We start from the raw sequence: 15,619 nt of genomic DNA, 5'->3' as shown, positions 1-15,619 counted from the left end.
GTGCGCAGACCGTGCGCACGGCCGCTGCGCGGACCGGGCCTCTCCTCCACATCGCTGCGGCCTGCCACATCCTCCGCGACTCCGCATCCGCTGTGAACGCCGCCGGGTGGTCGCGTTAAGGTTGTGCCACACGGGTCGTGGCAGTCGTCGGCTGTCCCGGCCCAGGGACCACCGTCGGCCCGACCCGACGGATTCGACCGAAAGGGGAACCCCATGGCGCTTGGAACCAAGGCCGAGGCGAAGAAGGCCAAGAAGAAGGCCTCGAAGGCCGTCGAGGCGGCTGGCGCGTCCAGCCAGAACGCCCAGAAGGCCGTCGAGGAGTCGCAGAAGCTCGCGGCCCAGGTGGGCCCGGTGGTGTCGGAGGGCGCCCGCGAGGCCCGCTCGAAGGCGACCGACCTGTACGGCCAGTACGTCCCCGAGGCGCGGCAGAGGCCGCGCGAGCAGGGCGACAGGCTCTCGCAGAACCTCGGCCCGCGTGCGGACAAGCTCCGCCACGACCTCGAGGACGACTACCTCCCCCGCGCCCGCAAGACCGCCGAGACCACCGGCACGGTGCTCAAGGCCGCCGTCGACGCGGCGCGCAAGGAGCTCGACAAGGGCCAGGGCGACATCCGCTCCGCGATCGTGGAGCCCACCCCGCAGAAGAAGAAGGGCCGCGCCGGCAAGGTGCTCGCTCATCCTCGGCCTGGCCGCCGCCGGTGCCGCCGCGGGCTACATCGCCTGGCAGAAGACCCGCCCGGTCGAGGACCCGTGGGCGCCGCCCGCGGACTTCGCCCGTGCGCACTACCCCGCCTCGGCGGGCACCGAGTCCGACTCCTCGACCGTCTCCGACACCGTCGGCTCGGCCGACGCCGGCGACGTGGCCTCCGCCCTGAAGGGCGACTCCCACGGCGGGGACACCACCCCCAAGGAGGTCAAGGTGGACTCGGATCCCGAGGCCGGCTCGGCCGACGAGGACAAGCGCGGCAACCACCGCGGCGACGCCTGATCCCAGGCCCTCCGCGGCGCGAACCACTCGCGTGACGCACGTGCCCGACGGCGCGGCGATCCCGTCCCCGGACGAGGAGCGCCGCGCCGTCGGCGCGTCCGGGGACGCCGGCGAGCACAGTGGTGCGTGCGGCGTCGGCGGACCGAGCAGTCGCGAGGTCGGGAGGATCCGGACGGAGCGTCTGCGGCTCGCGCCGGTCACGGAGGCCGACGAAGCGGAGCTGTTCACTCTCCATGCGGATCCGCGCGCCTTCGTCGAGGACTCGACGGAGCCGCTGACCGACCCGGCCCAGATGCGCTGGGTGCTCGCGCAGTGGCGCGAGAGCTGGGAGCGCCACGGGGCGGGCCACCTGACCGTACGGGCACGGGAGGGGGCCGACCTTCCGGTCGGCCTGCTGGGCGTGGTGGGTCTCATCCCGCTCGCGCGCGACGTGGACCGGGCGACGGACGCACGCCGGACCCACGGCCCCGCTCCTGGCGTCGACGAAGGCTCCAGCGCCACGACCACCGCCCCTGCCAGGACCATGCTGAGCGCGTACTGGCGGCTCTCGCCCGAGGTGACCGGTCGCGGCGTCGCGACCGAGGCGATGCGCGCGGTGCTCGAAGCGCCGCCTGCGGGAGCACGGCGCGGCCCCCGCGCGACGGGCAGCGACACGGGCACGCACGACGGCAGAGACCTGGACAACGGCACAGTCCAGGATGACCGCACGGTCCCGTTCGAGATCGTCGCGATCACGGACCGCGGGAACACGGCCTCGCTCGCCCTCGCCGCGCGCCTCGGTTTCCGCCCGGCCCCGCCGGGCCGCCCCGTGCCCGGAGGACGCGCCGACGACGTGCTCCTGCTTGCTGGACCCGTCGGCGACCACCTGATCACGCCGGCACCCGCCCCCGCCGGCCCTCCTCCCTAGACTGGGGCTCATGCCTCGCTGCCACGCCCGGCCCCGGCGCGGGCCGCTACGCCCCCTCCCCCAGCGGCGACCTGCATCTGGGCAACCTCCGCACCGCCCTGTTGGCCTGGGCGCTGGCGCGGCGCACCGACCGCGCCTTCCACCTGCGGGTCGAGGACCTCGACCGGGTGCGACAGGGCGCCGCGCGCCGCCAGCTGGAGGACCTCGCAGCGCTGGGCCTCGACTGGGACGGCGAGGTCGTCCGCCAGTCGGAGCGCGGCGCGGACCACGAGGCCGCGATCGACTCCCTGACGGCGCAGGGCCTCGTCTACGAGTGCTACTGCACCCGGCGGGAGATCCTCGAGGCGCCGAGCGCACCGCACGCCCCGCCCGGCGCCTATCCCGGCACCTGCCGTGACCTCGCCCCCGCCGAGCGCGAGGCCGGCCGCGCGCGGATGCGGGAGCTGCGACGGGAGCCCGCTCTGCGGTCGCGCGCCGAGGTGACGGAGTGGAGCGTGCAGGACCTCTGGGAGGGCAAGGTCCGCGGCACGGTCGACGACCTCGTCGCGCGCCGCGGCGACGGCGTGGTCGCCTACAACCTCGCCGTCGTGGTCGACGACGCCGCGGCCGGGGTCGACCAGGTGGTTCGCGGCGACGACCTGCTCAGCTCCGCCCCGCGCCAGGCCCATCTCGCGCACCTGCTGGGCCTTCCCGAGCCGACCTACGCTCACGTCCCGCTCGCGCTGAACACCGCGGGCGCGCGACTGGCCAAGCGCGACGGCGCGGTGACGCCGCGGGACCGTCTCGCCGCCGGGGAGAGCGCGGCCGACGTCGTCGAGCGGATCGGGGACTCGCTGGGAGCGCCGGGTCGCCGCTCCGCGGCCGATCTGCTGGAGTCATGGGACCCGGCAGGGATGTCCCGTCGGCCGTGGTTGGTGGATCTGCCGGCCTGAGCCGCCCGGGCCGGGTCTGCCCCCGTCGGCCGACCGGAGCTGGGGAGAGCGGCCGGGTTCCTCCCACCACACTTCATCACAGAGGGGGTAACAAAACTCGATACACAGATGTATCGTCGCCCTGTGATGCGATACCTCCGTGCTCTCCTCACCGCGCTCTCCTCCGCGCCGCACGCCGTCCTGTCCGCTATCGGCACCGCCGGTGCCGCCCTCGGGCGGGGCGCGTCCGCCGCGGGACGGGGCGCGGTCGCCCTGCTTGCCCCGGGAGTGGAAGAAGCCGATCGCGGCGCTGTTCGTGACCGGACTGGCCCTCGTGCCGCTGGTCTACTCCGGCAACATGACCTGGTCGTTCATCGACCCGAGCAACAACCTGAACCACATCACCGCTGCCGTGGTGAACGAGGACACCGGCGCGGACGCGGAGAGTCCGGACGGGGAGGTCTCCCACATCGACGTGGGCAAGGAGTTCACGGAGACCCTGCTGGAGAAGGACCAGGAGAACCTCTACCACTTCGTGGAGGCCTCCCCCGCCGAGGCGCGGCGCGGCCTGGCCGACGGCACCTTCGGCGCCACCATCACGATCCCCTCCGACTTCTCCGAGAACATCGCCTCCCTCGGCGGCGACGCGATGGAAGCGGCCCCCGCGATGATCACCGTGAGCACGAACGACTCGGTGAACTACGTCGGCGGCAACTTCTCCAAGTCCGTCGGCACCGCGCTGACCGACGCGCCGCGCGCCTCGGTGCTCGAGGAGTACCTCTACAAGATCTACGTCGGCTTCACGACGATCCATGACGGGATCGTCGACGCGGCCGACGGCGCCGCCGAGCTCTCGGACGGAGCGAGCGATCTCCACGACGGCACCGGCGACCTGGTCGACGGCACGGCTGAGCTCACCGACGGCACCGGCCAGCTCGCGGACGGGTCCGCCGAGCTCGCCGCGGGCGCGGTCGACCTGCACTCCGGCGACCTCGACCTCGTGGTCGGGCTGGACCAGCTCACCTCCGGCGCGGTCACGGCGCGCAACGGAGTCGCGACCCTCGACGCCGGTGCGCAGCGGCTCTCCGGCGGGCTGGCGACCCTCGACGAGAAGGGGCGGCCGCCGCGCGGCGGCGCGGACGAGCTCGCCGGCGGCGCCGAGCGGCTCGCGACCGGGGCGAGCGATCTCGCCGGCGGGGCGGGACAGGTCGCCGACGGCACCCAGCGACTGGACGAGACCGTCACCGACGCCGCCGAGCGCGCCCGCGAGCTGGGCGTGACCGAAGAGAGCGTCCAGGCCACGAGCGAGGACCTGGTCACCGCGATCGACGACCTCGAGCGCGCGATCGACGGGATGCCGGAGCCGCTGGACGCCCCGGGCGAGGCCGCCGCCACCATCGCAGCCACCACCGAGAGCCTCGACGAGAAGGCCGGCGAGCTCGCCGAGACCGCCCGGAACCTCGACGAGTCCACGGGCGATCGCGCCCAGGACGCCCGCACTCTGCGCGAGGGCGCCGAGTCGATCGCCGGTGACATCGAGTCGCTCGACCAGGCCGTGCAGGACGCGGCCGAGGCCACCTCCACCTCGGCGCAGTCCGCCGAGACCTCCGAGGGCTCCGCCGGGGAGCTCGCCGACGGCGTCGACGAGCTCGCAGGACTCTGCGCCGAGGCCGACGCAGGCCCCGGCGAGGCGTCCGACGGGGGCGGCGAGGGGGCCGAGCGACCTTCCGCGGCCGAGTCAGCCGTCTGCCAGAAGGCGGAGGAGCTCGCCGGCACCACGCAGAAGGTCCGCGACGACGCCAAGACCGCCACCGCCGACGCGGCCGAGGCCGACCGCCTCACCCGGACCGCCGCGGAGACCTCCACCGACGTCGCCGACACCGCCGAGGGCATGAGCGACGCCGCCTCCGATATCGAGGAGTACATCGAGACCCTCTCCACCACCACCTCGGCACTCGCCGAGGGCGCCGCTGCTCTCGAGGGCACCACCTCGACCATCGCCGAGGACACCTCGACCCTCAGCAGCGACCTCGGCAAGGCGCGGGACGACCTCGCCTCCGCCGTCCCGTCGGCCGAGCCCGGCCAGAGCGCCTCCGACCTCGCCGCGGAGCTCGCCGACCAGGCCCGCACCGCCGCCCTCGCGCCGCCCGAGGCGTACCGCACCCTGGACCAGGGCGTGCAGGACATCCACCGTCTGAACTCCGGCGCCCGCGAGGTCGCCTCCGGCGCGGACCAGCTCGCCGCCGCGACGGGCACCGCCCGCGACGGCGCCCAGGACCTCGCCTCCGGCGTCACCCAGTACACCGACGGCGTCGGCTCGGCCCGCGACGGCGCTGATCAGCTCGCCGACGGCACCGGCACCCTCAGGGACGGCGCCGGCACTCTCGCCGACAAGACGGGCGAGGCGCGCGACGGGGCGCAGCGACTCGCCGACGGCGCCGGCACCCTCGCGGACGGCTCGGCCGAGCTCGCCGACGGCGCCCGCCAGGTGGACGACGGCGCGACGCGCTCGCCGACGGCGCGACCGACCTCGACGACGGCGCCGAGAAGCTCGACGACGGCTCGACCGAGCTCGCCGACAGCCTCTCCGATGCGAAGGACGACGTCCCCTCCTACTCCGACGAGGAGAGCAGCGCGCGCGCTCGCCGGCACCGCCTCGGACGCGGTGCAGATGGACTTCGAGCGCCAGCACGATCTGGGCCGCTTCGGCGAGGGCCTCGCTCCGCTGTTCCTCGCGATCAGCCTGTGGGTCGGCGGCATGGCGATCTTCCTGATGATGCCGCCGTTCTCCTCCGACGCGATGGCGCGCGGGACGGGGCCGGTGCGACTGCTGGCAGGCGGGCTCGTCCCCGCCTTCCTGCTGGGTCTCGTCCAGACGCTGATCGCCGTCGGGGCTCTGCACTGGCTGATCGGCCTCACCATCGACGACCTGCCGCTGATGTTCGGGCTCGCGGGGCTGACCTCGCTGGTGTTCGTCGCCCTGAACCACGGCTTCGGCGCCCTGTTCGGGCCGGTCGGGAAGTTCGTCGCCCTGGTGCTGATCGCGCCGCAGATCTCCGGGGCGGGCGGCACCTACCCGGTCCCGACCCTGCCGGGCTTCTTCCAGATGCTCCACCCGTACCTGCCGATGACTCATGCGGTCGACGCCTTCCGCGGAGCGATCGGCGGGGGCTGGATCGACCCGGCCGGGGACCTCGCCTGGCTGTCGGGCTGGCTGGTGGTCGGCGTCGTGCTGGGGCCGCTCGGCGCGGTCGTCCAGCGGCGCCGCACGCCGCACGCTCGGCGCGGACGAGGGCGGGCCGGACGGCGCGGACGAGGAGGAGCCGGAGCCCGCCACGGGCTCCGCCGCCCGCGCCTGAGGCGCCGGCGCTTCGCCCTGTCAGCCGCGCCGGGTCGGCCCCGACAGGCCAGGCCCCGCACCTAGGCGCGCGGTTCCCCCGTGCCCCGTGCCCCGTGCCCCGTGCCCCGTGCCCCGTTCCCCGTTCCCCGTTCCCCGTTCCCCGTTCCCCGTTCCCCGTTCCCCGTTCCCCGTTCCCCGTTCCCCGGCGGGAGCGTGGTCAGGTCATGGCGCAGGGCGTACCACTATGCCTATATAGGCATAGTGGTACGCCCTGCGCCAATACCCGGCACCCCAGCACCTGCCCTCACTGGTCCTCTCGCCTGCCCGGTCGCCCCCGATCCGCCCGGTCACCCACGGCGCCGCATTATCGGTCGACGGCCTCCGTCGAGCCTCGGCGACGTCGGTCCGAGCCCTGAGGCCCCATCGGCCCGGCCGTCCCTGCCCGCTCCCTCTTTGCTCGGCCTGTCCGGCTCCGCCCCTGCCGGTTCCCTGCTCCTCGGCCTGTCCGGCTCCCCGCACCTCCCCTCCACAGCCCTCCCTCGTCCACACCGCCGCCCCCGCTCCGCAACAGCGGTCATGTCATGGCTGTAATGAGGCGATGCAGATACCCGGGATCATCCATCGCTCAGACCTGCGCACTGTCGGCATCGACGAGGCGGCGCGCCGACGATTCCTTCGACACGGTCTCATGCAGAGGGTGGACTCCTGGTACGTCCGGAGCACGGCGCCGGGTCAAGTCCCTGGAAGTGGTGTAGCGATCCTTCGCTAAGGGGTCAGGCGGTCAGGGTGGGCAGGGAGCTTGTGGTGACCTCCTCGGTGCTGGTGTCGGGGACGAGGCTGAGGCGGCGCCGGGCCAGGACGTCCAGTCCGAGGTAGCGGCGTCCTTCGGCCCACTCGTCGGTCTGCTCGGCCAGGACCGCGCCGACGAGGCGGACGATCGCCTCGCGGGTGGGGAAGATGCCGACGGAATCGGTGCGGCGACGGATCTCCTTGTTCAGCCGTTCGGTGGGATTGTTCGACCAGATCTGCACCCACACATCCTTCGGGAACGCCGTGAACGCGAGAAGGTCTGCGCGGGCGGCATCGAGGTGCTCGGCCACGGCCGGGAGCTTCTCGCTCACGTAGTCCAGGAGCCGGTCGAACTGGGCGTTGACCGCTGCTGCGTCGGGCTGGTCATAGACGCTGTGCGAAGATCGCCTTCACCGCCGGCCACATGCTCTTCGGCGTCACGGCCATGAGGTTCGCCGCGTAGTGGGTGCGGCACCGCTGCCAGGCCGCCCCGGGAAGATGCGCGGCGATCGCCTCCACCAGTCCCGCATGCGCATCGGAGGTCACCAGGCGCACCCCGGCGAGGCCGCGGGCGACGAGGTCCGCGAAGAAGCCGTTCCACGCGGCTCCGGTCTCGCTGGTCGCGACCCGCATGCCGAGCACTTCGCGGTGCCCGTCGCCGTTGACGCCGGTCGCGAGCAGGACGACGGCGTTGATCACGCGCCCACCCTCACGGACCTTCATCGTCAGCGCATCGGCGGAGACGAACGTGAACGGCCCGGCCTCGTCCAGGGGACGGTGGCGGAACTGCTCGACGTGCTCGTCCAACGACTCCGCCATCCTGCTGACCTGCGACTTCGAAAGGCTGTTGATGCCCAGGGTCTTCACGAGCTTGTCCATGCGACGCGTGGAGACACCGGCGAGATAGCAGTCCGCGACGACCGTGATCAGAGCTGACTCGGCGCGCTTGCGCCGCTCGAGCGACCACTCGGGGAAGTAGGTGCCAGTGCGGAGCTTGGGAACCGCGACGTCGATCGTGCCGACGCGGGTGTCGAGGTCGCGATGGCGGTAGCCGTTGCGGCGCGCAGAACGACCAGCGCTGGGCCGGCCGTACTCCGCGCCGGCAACAGCGTCCGCGTCCGCGGAGAGCAGGGTGTTGATCACGTCCTGAAGCAAGCCGCGCATCAGATCCGGGGACGCTTCGGCCAGGGCTTCACCGAGCAGGCCGGAAGGGTCGACAATGTGAGGAGCGGTCATCGTGATGACTCCGTTCGAGAGTGCTGTGAGAGGTTCACTCGAAGGATCACACGGTGGCCGCGTCCTTGTCCGGGACGATCACAGGGCCACCGCGCTACACCACTATCGGGGACTTAACTCGGCGCGGCCGACCTCGTCGCACTTCTGGGGCAGGGAGTGCGGCCGACCTGCGTCAGCGCTGCCCGGCACCACGGCCTGTGGATCCCTCTCCACGCCGGCGAGCACGTCTACCGTCCTCGCGCCCTTCCGGAGTTCGGCCGGTCGACGTCACTCGTCCTGCACGGCAGTGAGATGAGGAGCTGGCCCGATCGCGATCCGGTCGCCGACCTCGAGCTGGCCCTCGAGCATGCCGGCCGGTGCCTCCCCGTTCGAGACGCGGCGATCCTTTTCGAATCGGCGCTGAACAAGGAGCCGCTGACCTGGGATGTGGCGCGCGGATCGTCTCCGGTCTCGCCTCCTCCCGACGGAGGCGACTGGCCCGTATCTCCGCGCTCGCCGAGTCCGGGACCGAGACGGCCGTGCGCTGGTGGCTCGAGTCGCTGCACGTACCGGTCACGCCTCAGGTCGTCGTTCCGGGCGTGGGACGAGTGGATCTGAAGCTCGGCCAGAACTGGATCATCGAGTGCGACAGCGTCCAGTTCCACGACAACCCCCGGCAGTACCACCTGGACCGGGCACGGGATCTGCTTGCTGCAGGCCCGCCGCTACACCGTGACCAGGCTGACCTGGGAACAGGTCTTCCTCGACTGGGAGCGGACCTCCGAGCTGCTGCTCACGATCCTCCGCCGACGGGAGCACCGCCGCCCTCTCGCCTCCTGAACGTGACGCCTCACGGGGTGTGGCGGTGGGCGTGGTCAGGTCATGGCGCAGGGCGTACCTCTATGCCTATATGGGCATAGTGGTACGCCCTGCGCCAGCACCCGTCCATTCCCCTCGGCTCCGACGACAGGGACGGTGGACTTGCCGACGACCAGGGTCGGCGCGCCGCCGCGGGCGGGCGACACCGCGGCGAGCGAGGCGACGACGGCCTCGAGAGAGCGCAGGTCGGCGCCGAATCCGTCGGCCCGCTGCGCGGTCGCCGAGCCCCAGGAAGTGCACGTCGGCGTGGGCGATCTCGGCGTCGTCGGTGGTGAAGCGGAGGCGTCCGGCGGCCAGGCCGCGGCGGAGGATCTCCCCGTAGCCGGGCTCGTCGAAGGGGCGCGGCCCGCCTGCATGGCCGCGACGCGGCCTGAGTCCACGTCCAGGCCGATCACGTCGTGGCCGAGCTCGGCCATCGCGGCGGCGTGCACCGCTCCCAGATATCCCACACCGATGACGGAGACGATCATTGCGCTTCCCTCCCACTGGCGGCCGCGGCCGGTCCCGGACGGGTCCCTGTCACCGTGACAGCCGCAGGTGCCATCGAGGTGTCGCGGGCATGGAGGGCACGAGAGGAACAGGTGCCCGGCGGGGCGCGGGTCAGGCCTCGGGGTCGTCGGCCTCCAGCGCCCAGGCCGCCAGGCGGCTGTCGGGGTCGTCGGCGAGACGATCGGGGTGGCCGTCCTCGACGAGGCGCCCGTCCTCGAACCACAGCACCCGGTCGGCGCCGAGCACGGTCTCGGGGTCGCGGCTGTGGATCAGCGCGGTGCGGCCCTCCACCAGCGCATCGAGCGCGGCGAGCACCTCGGCGCGCTCGCGCGGGGCGAGCTCGGCGTCGGCGCGGTCCAGCGGCACCACCGGCGCATCGCGCAGCAGGGCGCGGGCGATCGCGATGCGGCGACGGCGTCCGTCGGTGAGTGCGGCGCCGCGGCGCACCAGCAGGGTCTCGTACCCGTTCGGCGACTCGGAGTGGAGGGCGTCGGCGCCGCGCGGCGTGCGGCCTCGGCGACCTCCAGGTCGTCCGCCTCGGGCCGGCCGGCGCGGATGTTCTCGCGCACGGTCTCGGAGAACAGCGCCGGCTCGCGCTGGACGACGGCGAGGGCGCCGCGCAGGTCCGCCAGCGACAGGGAGCGGGTGTCGTAGCGGTCCATCAGCACCCGCCCGGTCTCGGGCTGGTCGAAGCGCGAAAGCAGGTAGGACAGCAGGGCGGAGGCCTCGGCGCCGCTGCGGTCCATGAGTGCGACGTGCTGACCTGCGGGAATGACGACGGACATGCCGTCGAAGCGGGGGCCGCGCTCCGAGTGCGCGGTGATCGCGGAGAACACGACCTCGCCGCGCAGGCGGCCGACGCCGAGGGTGCGGGGCGGCTCGCCGATCGCAGCGTTGCGGGAGAGGAGGTCGGAGAGCCCGGACGCGGCGGCGACGGCGGAGGCGATCTCGACGCGGAAGCGGACGATCGCGCCGGCCAGGGGGACCGCGGCGAGGGTTGCGGCGAGCACGACGACGAGGTCGCCGGCGCTCGGTCCCCCGGACTGCGCCCCGGCGAGCAGGAGCACGGCGACCGCACCGGCCGCGCCGACGAGGGAGTGCGCGGCCAGGCCCAGCACCCGGCCGCGGCGGGCGGCGGAGCGGGAGCGGGCGGCACGGGCCCCGACCTCGGCGAGGGTGCTGGCGGCGCGGTCCTCGAGGCCGTAGGACTGCACGGTGCGGGTCGCGGCGAGGAGCTCCTGGGCGGTGTCCGCGAGGGCGGCGGCGTCCGTCCTGGCGGCAGTCTCGCGGCGTTCCCCGCCGCGTCCGGTCAGGATGCTGACCACGGCGGCGAGGACCGCGGCCAGGATCGGCACGGGAGCCAGGGACGGGGCGATCACGAGCACTGTGATCAGCAGCGTGACCAGTGCGATCACGGCGCCGAGGAGGCGCGGTCCGGCACGGCCGACGAGGTCGCGCAGGCTCGCCACGTCCTCGAGCAGCGGGGTCGCGGCGCCCTCGAGGTCCTCGATGTCCCGGCCGGGGCTGAGGCGATGGAGGTGGTGCAGCAGGCGGGCGCGCGGCCCGGTCGCGGCGCGGGAGCCGGCGCCGTCCAGGGATGTGGACGCGAGCGCGCGCGCCCCACCCCGATCAGTGCGGCCACGGCGAGGCCGATCGCGGCGGGGAGGGCGGCCGACGGGCCGGCGCCGGCGCCGCCGGCCGCATCGAGGCCGCCGCGCAGGGCGAGGGGTGCCAGGGCCAGCGCGATCGTGCCGAGGACCAGGGTGGTCCCGCCCGTGGCCAGCGCGGGTCGCTGGGGGCGCAGGTGCGGGGCGAGCGGCTCGAGGGTGGCGGAGAGGGTGCCGCCGGGGCGGGCGGGCGGCTCGGGGGCGCCGCCGTTCTCCGAGGTCCTGGCGTCCCGCGGGTCCGCTCCTGCGGTGTCGCGGCGGGCGTCGGCGGGCGGCGCGTGGTCCTCGGCGGGCCGTGTCGACGGGGCACCGGCGACGGGCGGCATGCCGTACGGGACGGTGCCGGCCTGCGCGGCGCCGGACCGCGGTGCTGCGAGCTGCGGGTCTGCGTTCTGCGTGTCGGCGCCGAGCGGCTGGTCGACCACGTGCCAGTGCTCGCCGGACTCGGGGTCGCGGTCGGGTTCGACGTCGGAGGCGGTCGGGGTGTCGATCTGGTCCGTCGCCGCGTCGGGCGCCGCAGCGAGGGGTGTGTCCGGGGCGGAGCTCTCAGGGGCGGGCTCGGCGACGGAGGGATCGGCGGCGCGGGCTCCGCCGCGGAGGGCTCGGCCGCGGAAGGCTCCGCCGTGGAAGGCTCGGCCGACGAGGGCTCGTCCGGCGAGGGCTCGGCGACGGGCGACTCGTCGGTGGGCGGTTCCGGGCGCGGCTCCACGGGACCCTGCGCCCAGCCCTGCGCGCCCGCGGTGCCGTCGGCTCCCTGCTCGGACCAGACGTCGCGCGCCTCGGACGCGGACCATACGGGCGGCGAGGGCCTCTCCGAGACCGTCCCGGCCGCGGGGTCGTGCGGATCCGACGCGTCGGCCGGCTCGGGGCCTGGCCGCTCGGGGGTGGCGTGCGCGGTCATCGGCTCGTCTCCTGCTCGTCTCCGTCGCTCCGCGCGGCGGCGGAGCGTCCTCCAGTGTGGCATCACGGCATCGCGACGCCGACGGCCGGCCCCTGGCTCGCTCCCGCGCAGGCGCCTCCGCCCGCCTCTGCTCCGCGCACGCACCTCCCCGTGCTCCCACACCTGCGCCTGCGCCTGCGCCTGTGCCGCGAGCGAAAATCGTCGCGCTCCCCTGGCCGCCCCCGCGGCCCGCCAGTACAGTTTTCAAGGAACCATCTTCACCACCCCGTCGGCCGGCGCCCCTCGCGCCCCGGCCGCACCCGCCCCGCCCGGAGGATCCGATGACCACGTCCCAGGACGCCCCGACCGACGCCGCCCCGCTGATCACGGTCGACGTGTGGACCGACGTGGTCTGCCCGTGGTGCTACATCGGCGAGTCCCGCCTCCAGGACGCGATCGAGGCCGAGGGCCTGACCGGGCAGGTGCACGTGCGCGCCCACTCCTTCGAGCTCGACCCCACCTCTCCCGTCGGCGGCTCGCAGGACAACATCGAGCACCTGGCGCGCGCCAAGGGCATGCCCGCCGGGCAGGTGCGCGAGATGGAGGCGCAGATCAAGGCGATGGCCGAGGAGATCGGCCGCGAGTACACCACCGAGCGGCCGATGGCGAACACCCGCGGCGTGCACCGCGTGATGCAGGCCGTCGGCGCGGAGCACGGGACCGACGCCGCGACCGCGTTCTTCCTCGACCTGCGGCGCGGCTACTTCACCGGCGCGCTGAACCCCTTCGAAGCCGACGTGGTCATCGCCCACGCCGTCTCCGCCGGGCTCGAGGAGCAGGTCGCGCGCGAGGCGCTCGAGGGCGGTGCGCACGACGAGGCGGTCGAGGCGGAGGTGCGCGAGGCGGCCTCGATGGGCGCGCGCGGCGTGCCGTTCTTCCTGTTCAACGACAAGTACACGGCGCCCGGAGCGCGCCGACGGACGCCTTCCGCCAGGCGCGCGGCAGATCGCCGAGGAAGCGCGGGTCGAGCGCGGCGAGGCGGAGCAGGCATGAGCGCCACCGACCGCACGCACGACGACGACGCCGCCGAGGCGACCCGCCGCCCCGCGAGCGCGCCCACCCCGCACAGCCCGACGCCGCACAGGCCGGCACCGTCCGATCCGAGGGGACCGAGCCGGTCGAGGCCGCGCCGCGCCCGCTGACCTCCCTCTCCTCGCTGCTGGGCGGATCCTTCGCGGGCGGACAGGCCTGCGACGCCGACGGCGACTGCGACTGACGCGCCCCGAACAACCTCCAGACAGAACGGGACCGACCTCCGGAGAGGTCGGTCCCGTTCTGTGTGCGGCGGCTCCGCGCCCGCGGGTGGTCAGCGGGCGAGCAGCTCCTCGGTGCCGGTGCCAGGCAGGCTCAGGGTGACGGGGGTGCCCCACGGGTCCTCGACCCGGACGGAGCGGCCGGTGTCGGCGAAGGAGAGGCCTGCGCGGCTGAGGCGGGCGGTCAGCGCGTCGAGGTCCTCGCGGCCGGGGAGGGTGATCGCCACGTCGGCGAGGCCCAGGGAGGTCGCGCGGGGGCCGGCGCCGCGGCTGTTCCAGCTGTTCATCGCGACGTGGTGGTGGTAGCCGCTGGCCGCAGCGAACAGCGCGCCCGGGTGGGAGCCGACGGTGGTCTCGAAGCCGAGGGTGTCGACGTAGAAGCGGCGGGCGGTGTCCACGTCGCCGACCTGCAGGTGGACGTGGCCGACGATGCCGGGGCGCATGCCCGGGGTGGCGCTGGCCTCGTCGGTCAGGTGCTCGGCGAGGTACTTGTTCGGGTCGATGAACAGGGTGTCCATCGCGACCTGGCCGTTCGTCCACTGCCACTGGTCGCGGGGGCGATCCCAGTACAGCTCGATGCCGTTGCCCTCGGGGTCGGTGAAGTAGAAGGCCTCGGAGACGAGGTGGTCGCCCGTGCCGGCGAAGCGGGAGCGGGGGTCCTGCGCGGCGCGGAGCACGGTTCCGGCGAGGGACGCCTGGTCCTCGAACAGGATCGCGGTGTGGAACAGGCCGGCCTGGCTCGGGTCCACGCCGGGCGACCCCGGGGTCGCGACGAGGCGGAAGAAGGGGACGTCACCGCGGCCGAGCACGCGGTGGACCTCGCCGCCCACGCGGGTGCGCTCCTCGATCGGCGCAGCGCGAGGGCGTTCTCGTAGTAGGAGCTCATCAGCTCGAGGTCGCCGACGCGCAGGGTGACGGCGTCCATGGCGAGGTCGGCGGAGAGGTGCTTGCTCGCCGACGGTCCGGGCGGAGGCGGAGGTGGAGGTCAGGGATGAGGCGGTCAAGATGTCGCCTTTCGTGCGGCGGGCGTTGGTACCAGCATGCGCCGGCTCGATATAAACTTCAAGCCTTAACTGTTTGTGCGTGCTCCACACCATAGCTGCGGGCCCACGGAGCGCGCGGGCCCATGAGGCGGCGGGCCGACGGGCAGGTGCTGGGTGTCCCCGGGCAGGACCGAGGGCGGTGAGCACTGCCCACCGCCCTCGTGCCGAGTCCGCTCTCCCCTGCCGACCCGGGGTCCTTCCGCCTCGACCCCCGTTGCCGAGGGGAGGCGATGAATAGACAGTAGGCTCCTCGAGGTCCCCTCCCGGGGGACTCAGGTCCCGTCGGCCGGACGCCGCCCTGCCGTCGGTGTCGCCCACGGGCCGATGATGGGGCGAGGTGCATACATGGCCTGCTCGCACCACCTTCGGCCCGTCGAGGCCACGGGAGGTCGCCGGTCGCCGCGCCGGTCCGGGTCAGTCCCCGGCGCGCAGCAGCGGCGGGACGAGCGAGGTGCCGGAGCCCGCCCGGTACAGCCGGGCCGGGCGTCCGCCCGTCGGCGCCGCGTGGCGGTCCAGCTCCATCAGGAAGCCTTCGGAGCGGGTGGCCTTGCGGTGGAAGTTCCCGGCGTCCAGCGAACGGCCCCAGACGCTCTCGTACACCCCGCGCAGCTGCGAGATCGTGAACTCCTCGGGCAGGAAGGTCACCGCCAGGGTCGTGTACTCGAGCTTGCTGCGCGCCCGCTCGATCGAGGCCTCGAGCACGGTGGCGTGGTCGAAGGCGAGGGAGATGCCGTCGAGGTCGGCGATCGACCACCAGCGCGCGTCGGCCACGTCCTCGCCGCGGCGGGGGTCGGGCAGGTCCGCGCCGAGGGCCATGAACGCGACGGAGACGACGTGCCCGCGCGGATCACGGCCCGGGGTGCCGAACGTGCGCACCTGCTCGAGGTGCACGGCGCCGCTCGCCCAGCGACGCCTCGTCGGAGAGCACCCGGTAGGCGGCGCCGTCCAGGTCCTCGCCGTACTCGATGAAGCCGCCCGGGAGCGCCCACGCCCCCTTGTGCGGCTCGTCGTGGCGCTGGATCAGCGAGACGCTCAGCGCGCCGTCACGGAGCGTCAGGACGATCAGATCGACCGCGACGTGGATCGCGGGGGCGCTTGCTCTGGGGCGAGGAGGACATGCGTCCACGATAGGCGGGGTTCTGGTCACAGTGACACCAGTTGGCCGAGCGACTTGCAGGTGTACTCCGCGCAGGCGCAT

The 15,619-nt window shown here is 73.9% G+C and carries 10 protein-coding genes and 4 pseudogenes; 7 read left to right on the top strand and 7 right to left on the bottom strand.

Annotated elements, in window-relative coordinates:
• Positions 1 to 213: 213 nt before the first annotated feature.
• The 5 genes and pseudogenes from WKH84_RS15160 to WKH84_RS15140 all read left to right on the top strand — a co-directional run bounded on the left by WKH84_RS15160 (position 214) and on the right by WKH84_RS15140 (position 6,230).
• Positions 214 to 1,023 carry a hypothetical protein gene (locus tag WKH84_RS15160; protein ID WP_341854245.1) on the top strand — a complete coding sequence of 270 codons (810 nt, stop codon included), beginning with the start codon at positions 214 to 216 and terminating at the stop codon, positions 1,021 to 1,023.
• Positions 1,020 to 1,895 (top strand): GNAT family protein, encoded by an 876-nt coding sequence (locus WKH84_RS15155; protein ID WP_341854244.1) that lies wholly within the window; start codon positions 1,020 to 1,022, stop codon positions 1,893 to 1,895. Before WKH84_RS15160 ends, WKH84_RS15155 begins: the two co-directional genes overlap by 4 nt.
• Before the next feature lie 29 nt (positions 1,896 to 1,924).
• A pseudogene (gluQRS, locus tag WKH84_RS15150) lies at positions 1,925 to 2,827 on the top strand (tRNA glutamyl-Q(34) synthetase GluQRS); the annotation flags it as partial.
• A gap of 139 nt (positions 2,828 to 2,966) precedes the next feature.
• Positions 2,967 to 5,267: pseudogene (locus tag WKH84_RS15145) on the top strand (YhgE/Pip family protein); the annotation flags it as partial.
• 129 nt (positions 5,268 to 5,396) lie between these two features.
• The gene (locus WKH84_RS15140; protein WP_341856917.1) at positions 5,397 to 6,230 is read left to right on the top strand and encodes a YhgE/Pip family protein; all 834 of its coding nucleotides are present in this window, start codon (positions 5,397 to 5,399) and stop codon (positions 6,228 to 6,230) included.
• A 689-nt stretch (positions 6,231 to 6,919) separates the two neighbouring features.
• Here WKH84_RS15140 and WKH84_RS15135 read toward each other — a convergent pair.
• Positions 6,920 to 8,171, bottom strand: a pseudogene (locus WKH84_RS15135) (IS256 family transposase).
• A 687-nt stretch (positions 8,172 to 8,858) separates the two neighbouring features.
• Here WKH84_RS15135 and WKH84_RS15130 point away from each other — a divergent pair.
• Positions 8,859 to 8,990, top strand: coding sequence for a hypothetical protein (locus tag WKH84_RS15130; protein WP_341854243.1), 132 nt, complete (start codon positions 8,859 to 8,861; stop codon positions 8,988 to 8,990).
• A gap of 35 nt (positions 8,991 to 9,025) precedes the next feature.
• Here the strand turns inward: WKH84_RS15130 and WKH84_RS15125 are convergent, their stop codons facing one another.
• The 3 genes from WKH84_RS15125 to WKH84_RS15115 all read right to left on the bottom strand — a co-directional run bounded on the left by WKH84_RS15125 (position 9,026) and on the right by WKH84_RS15115 (position 11,065).
• Entirely contained in the window at positions 9,026 to 9,499 is a 474-nt protein-coding gene (locus WKH84_RS15125) for a hypothetical protein (RefSeq protein WP_341854242.1), read from the bottom strand.
• 130 nt (positions 9,500 to 9,629) lie between these two features.
• The gene (locus WKH84_RS15120; protein ID WP_341854241.1) at positions 9,630 to 9,833 is read right to left on the bottom strand and encodes a hypothetical protein; all 204 of its coding nucleotides are present in this window, start codon (positions 9,831 to 9,833) and stop codon (positions 9,630 to 9,632) included.
• Positions 9,788 to 11,065 (bottom strand): ABC transporter ATP-binding protein, encoded by a 1,278-nt coding sequence (locus tag WKH84_RS15115; RefSeq protein ID WP_341856916.1) that lies wholly within the window; start codon positions 11,063 to 11,065, stop codon positions 9,788 to 9,790. Before WKH84_RS15115 ends, WKH84_RS15120 begins: the two co-directional genes overlap by 46 nt.
• A 1,341-nt stretch (positions 11,066 to 12,406) precedes the next feature.
• Here WKH84_RS15115 and WKH84_RS15110 point away from each other — a divergent pair.
• On the top strand, positions 12,407 to 13,267 hold the full coding sequence (locus WKH84_RS15110) for a DsbA family oxidoreductase (protein ID WP_341854240.1): 861 nt from the start codon (positions 12,407 to 12,409) through the stop codon (positions 13,265 to 13,267).
• Between the two features lie 164 nt (positions 13,268 to 13,431).
• On the opposite strand, the pseudogene WKH84_RS15105 reads toward WKH84_RS15110, so the two are convergent.
• The 3 genes and pseudogenes from WKH84_RS15105 to WKH84_RS15095 form a co-directional block, all read right to left on the bottom strand.
• Positions 13,432 to 14,303, bottom strand: a pseudogene (locus tag WKH84_RS15105) (VOC family protein).
• 532 nt (positions 14,304 to 14,835) lie between these two features.
• Positions 14,836 to 15,297 (bottom strand): hypothetical protein, encoded by a 462-nt coding sequence (locus WKH84_RS15100; RefSeq protein WP_341854239.1) that lies wholly within the window; start codon positions 15,295 to 15,297, stop codon positions 14,836 to 14,838.
• Complete coding sequence (locus WKH84_RS15095) at positions 15,269 to 15,568, bottom strand: NUDIX domain-containing protein (protein ID WP_341854238.1); 300 nt, start codon at positions 15,566 to 15,568, stop codon at positions 15,269 to 15,271. The genes WKH84_RS15100 and WKH84_RS15095 overlap by 29 nt, the downstream gene beginning before the upstream one ends.
• Positions 15,569 to 15,619 lie beyond the last annotated feature (51 nt).

It is taken from the genome of Brachybacterium sp. GPGPB12 (assembly GCF_038396325.1).
Classification (GTDB): domain Bacteria; phylum Actinomycetota; class Actinomycetes; order Actinomycetales; family Dermabacteraceae; genus Brachybacterium; species Brachybacterium conglomeratum.
This window is presented reverse-complemented; position numbering and strand designations above follow the sequence as displayed.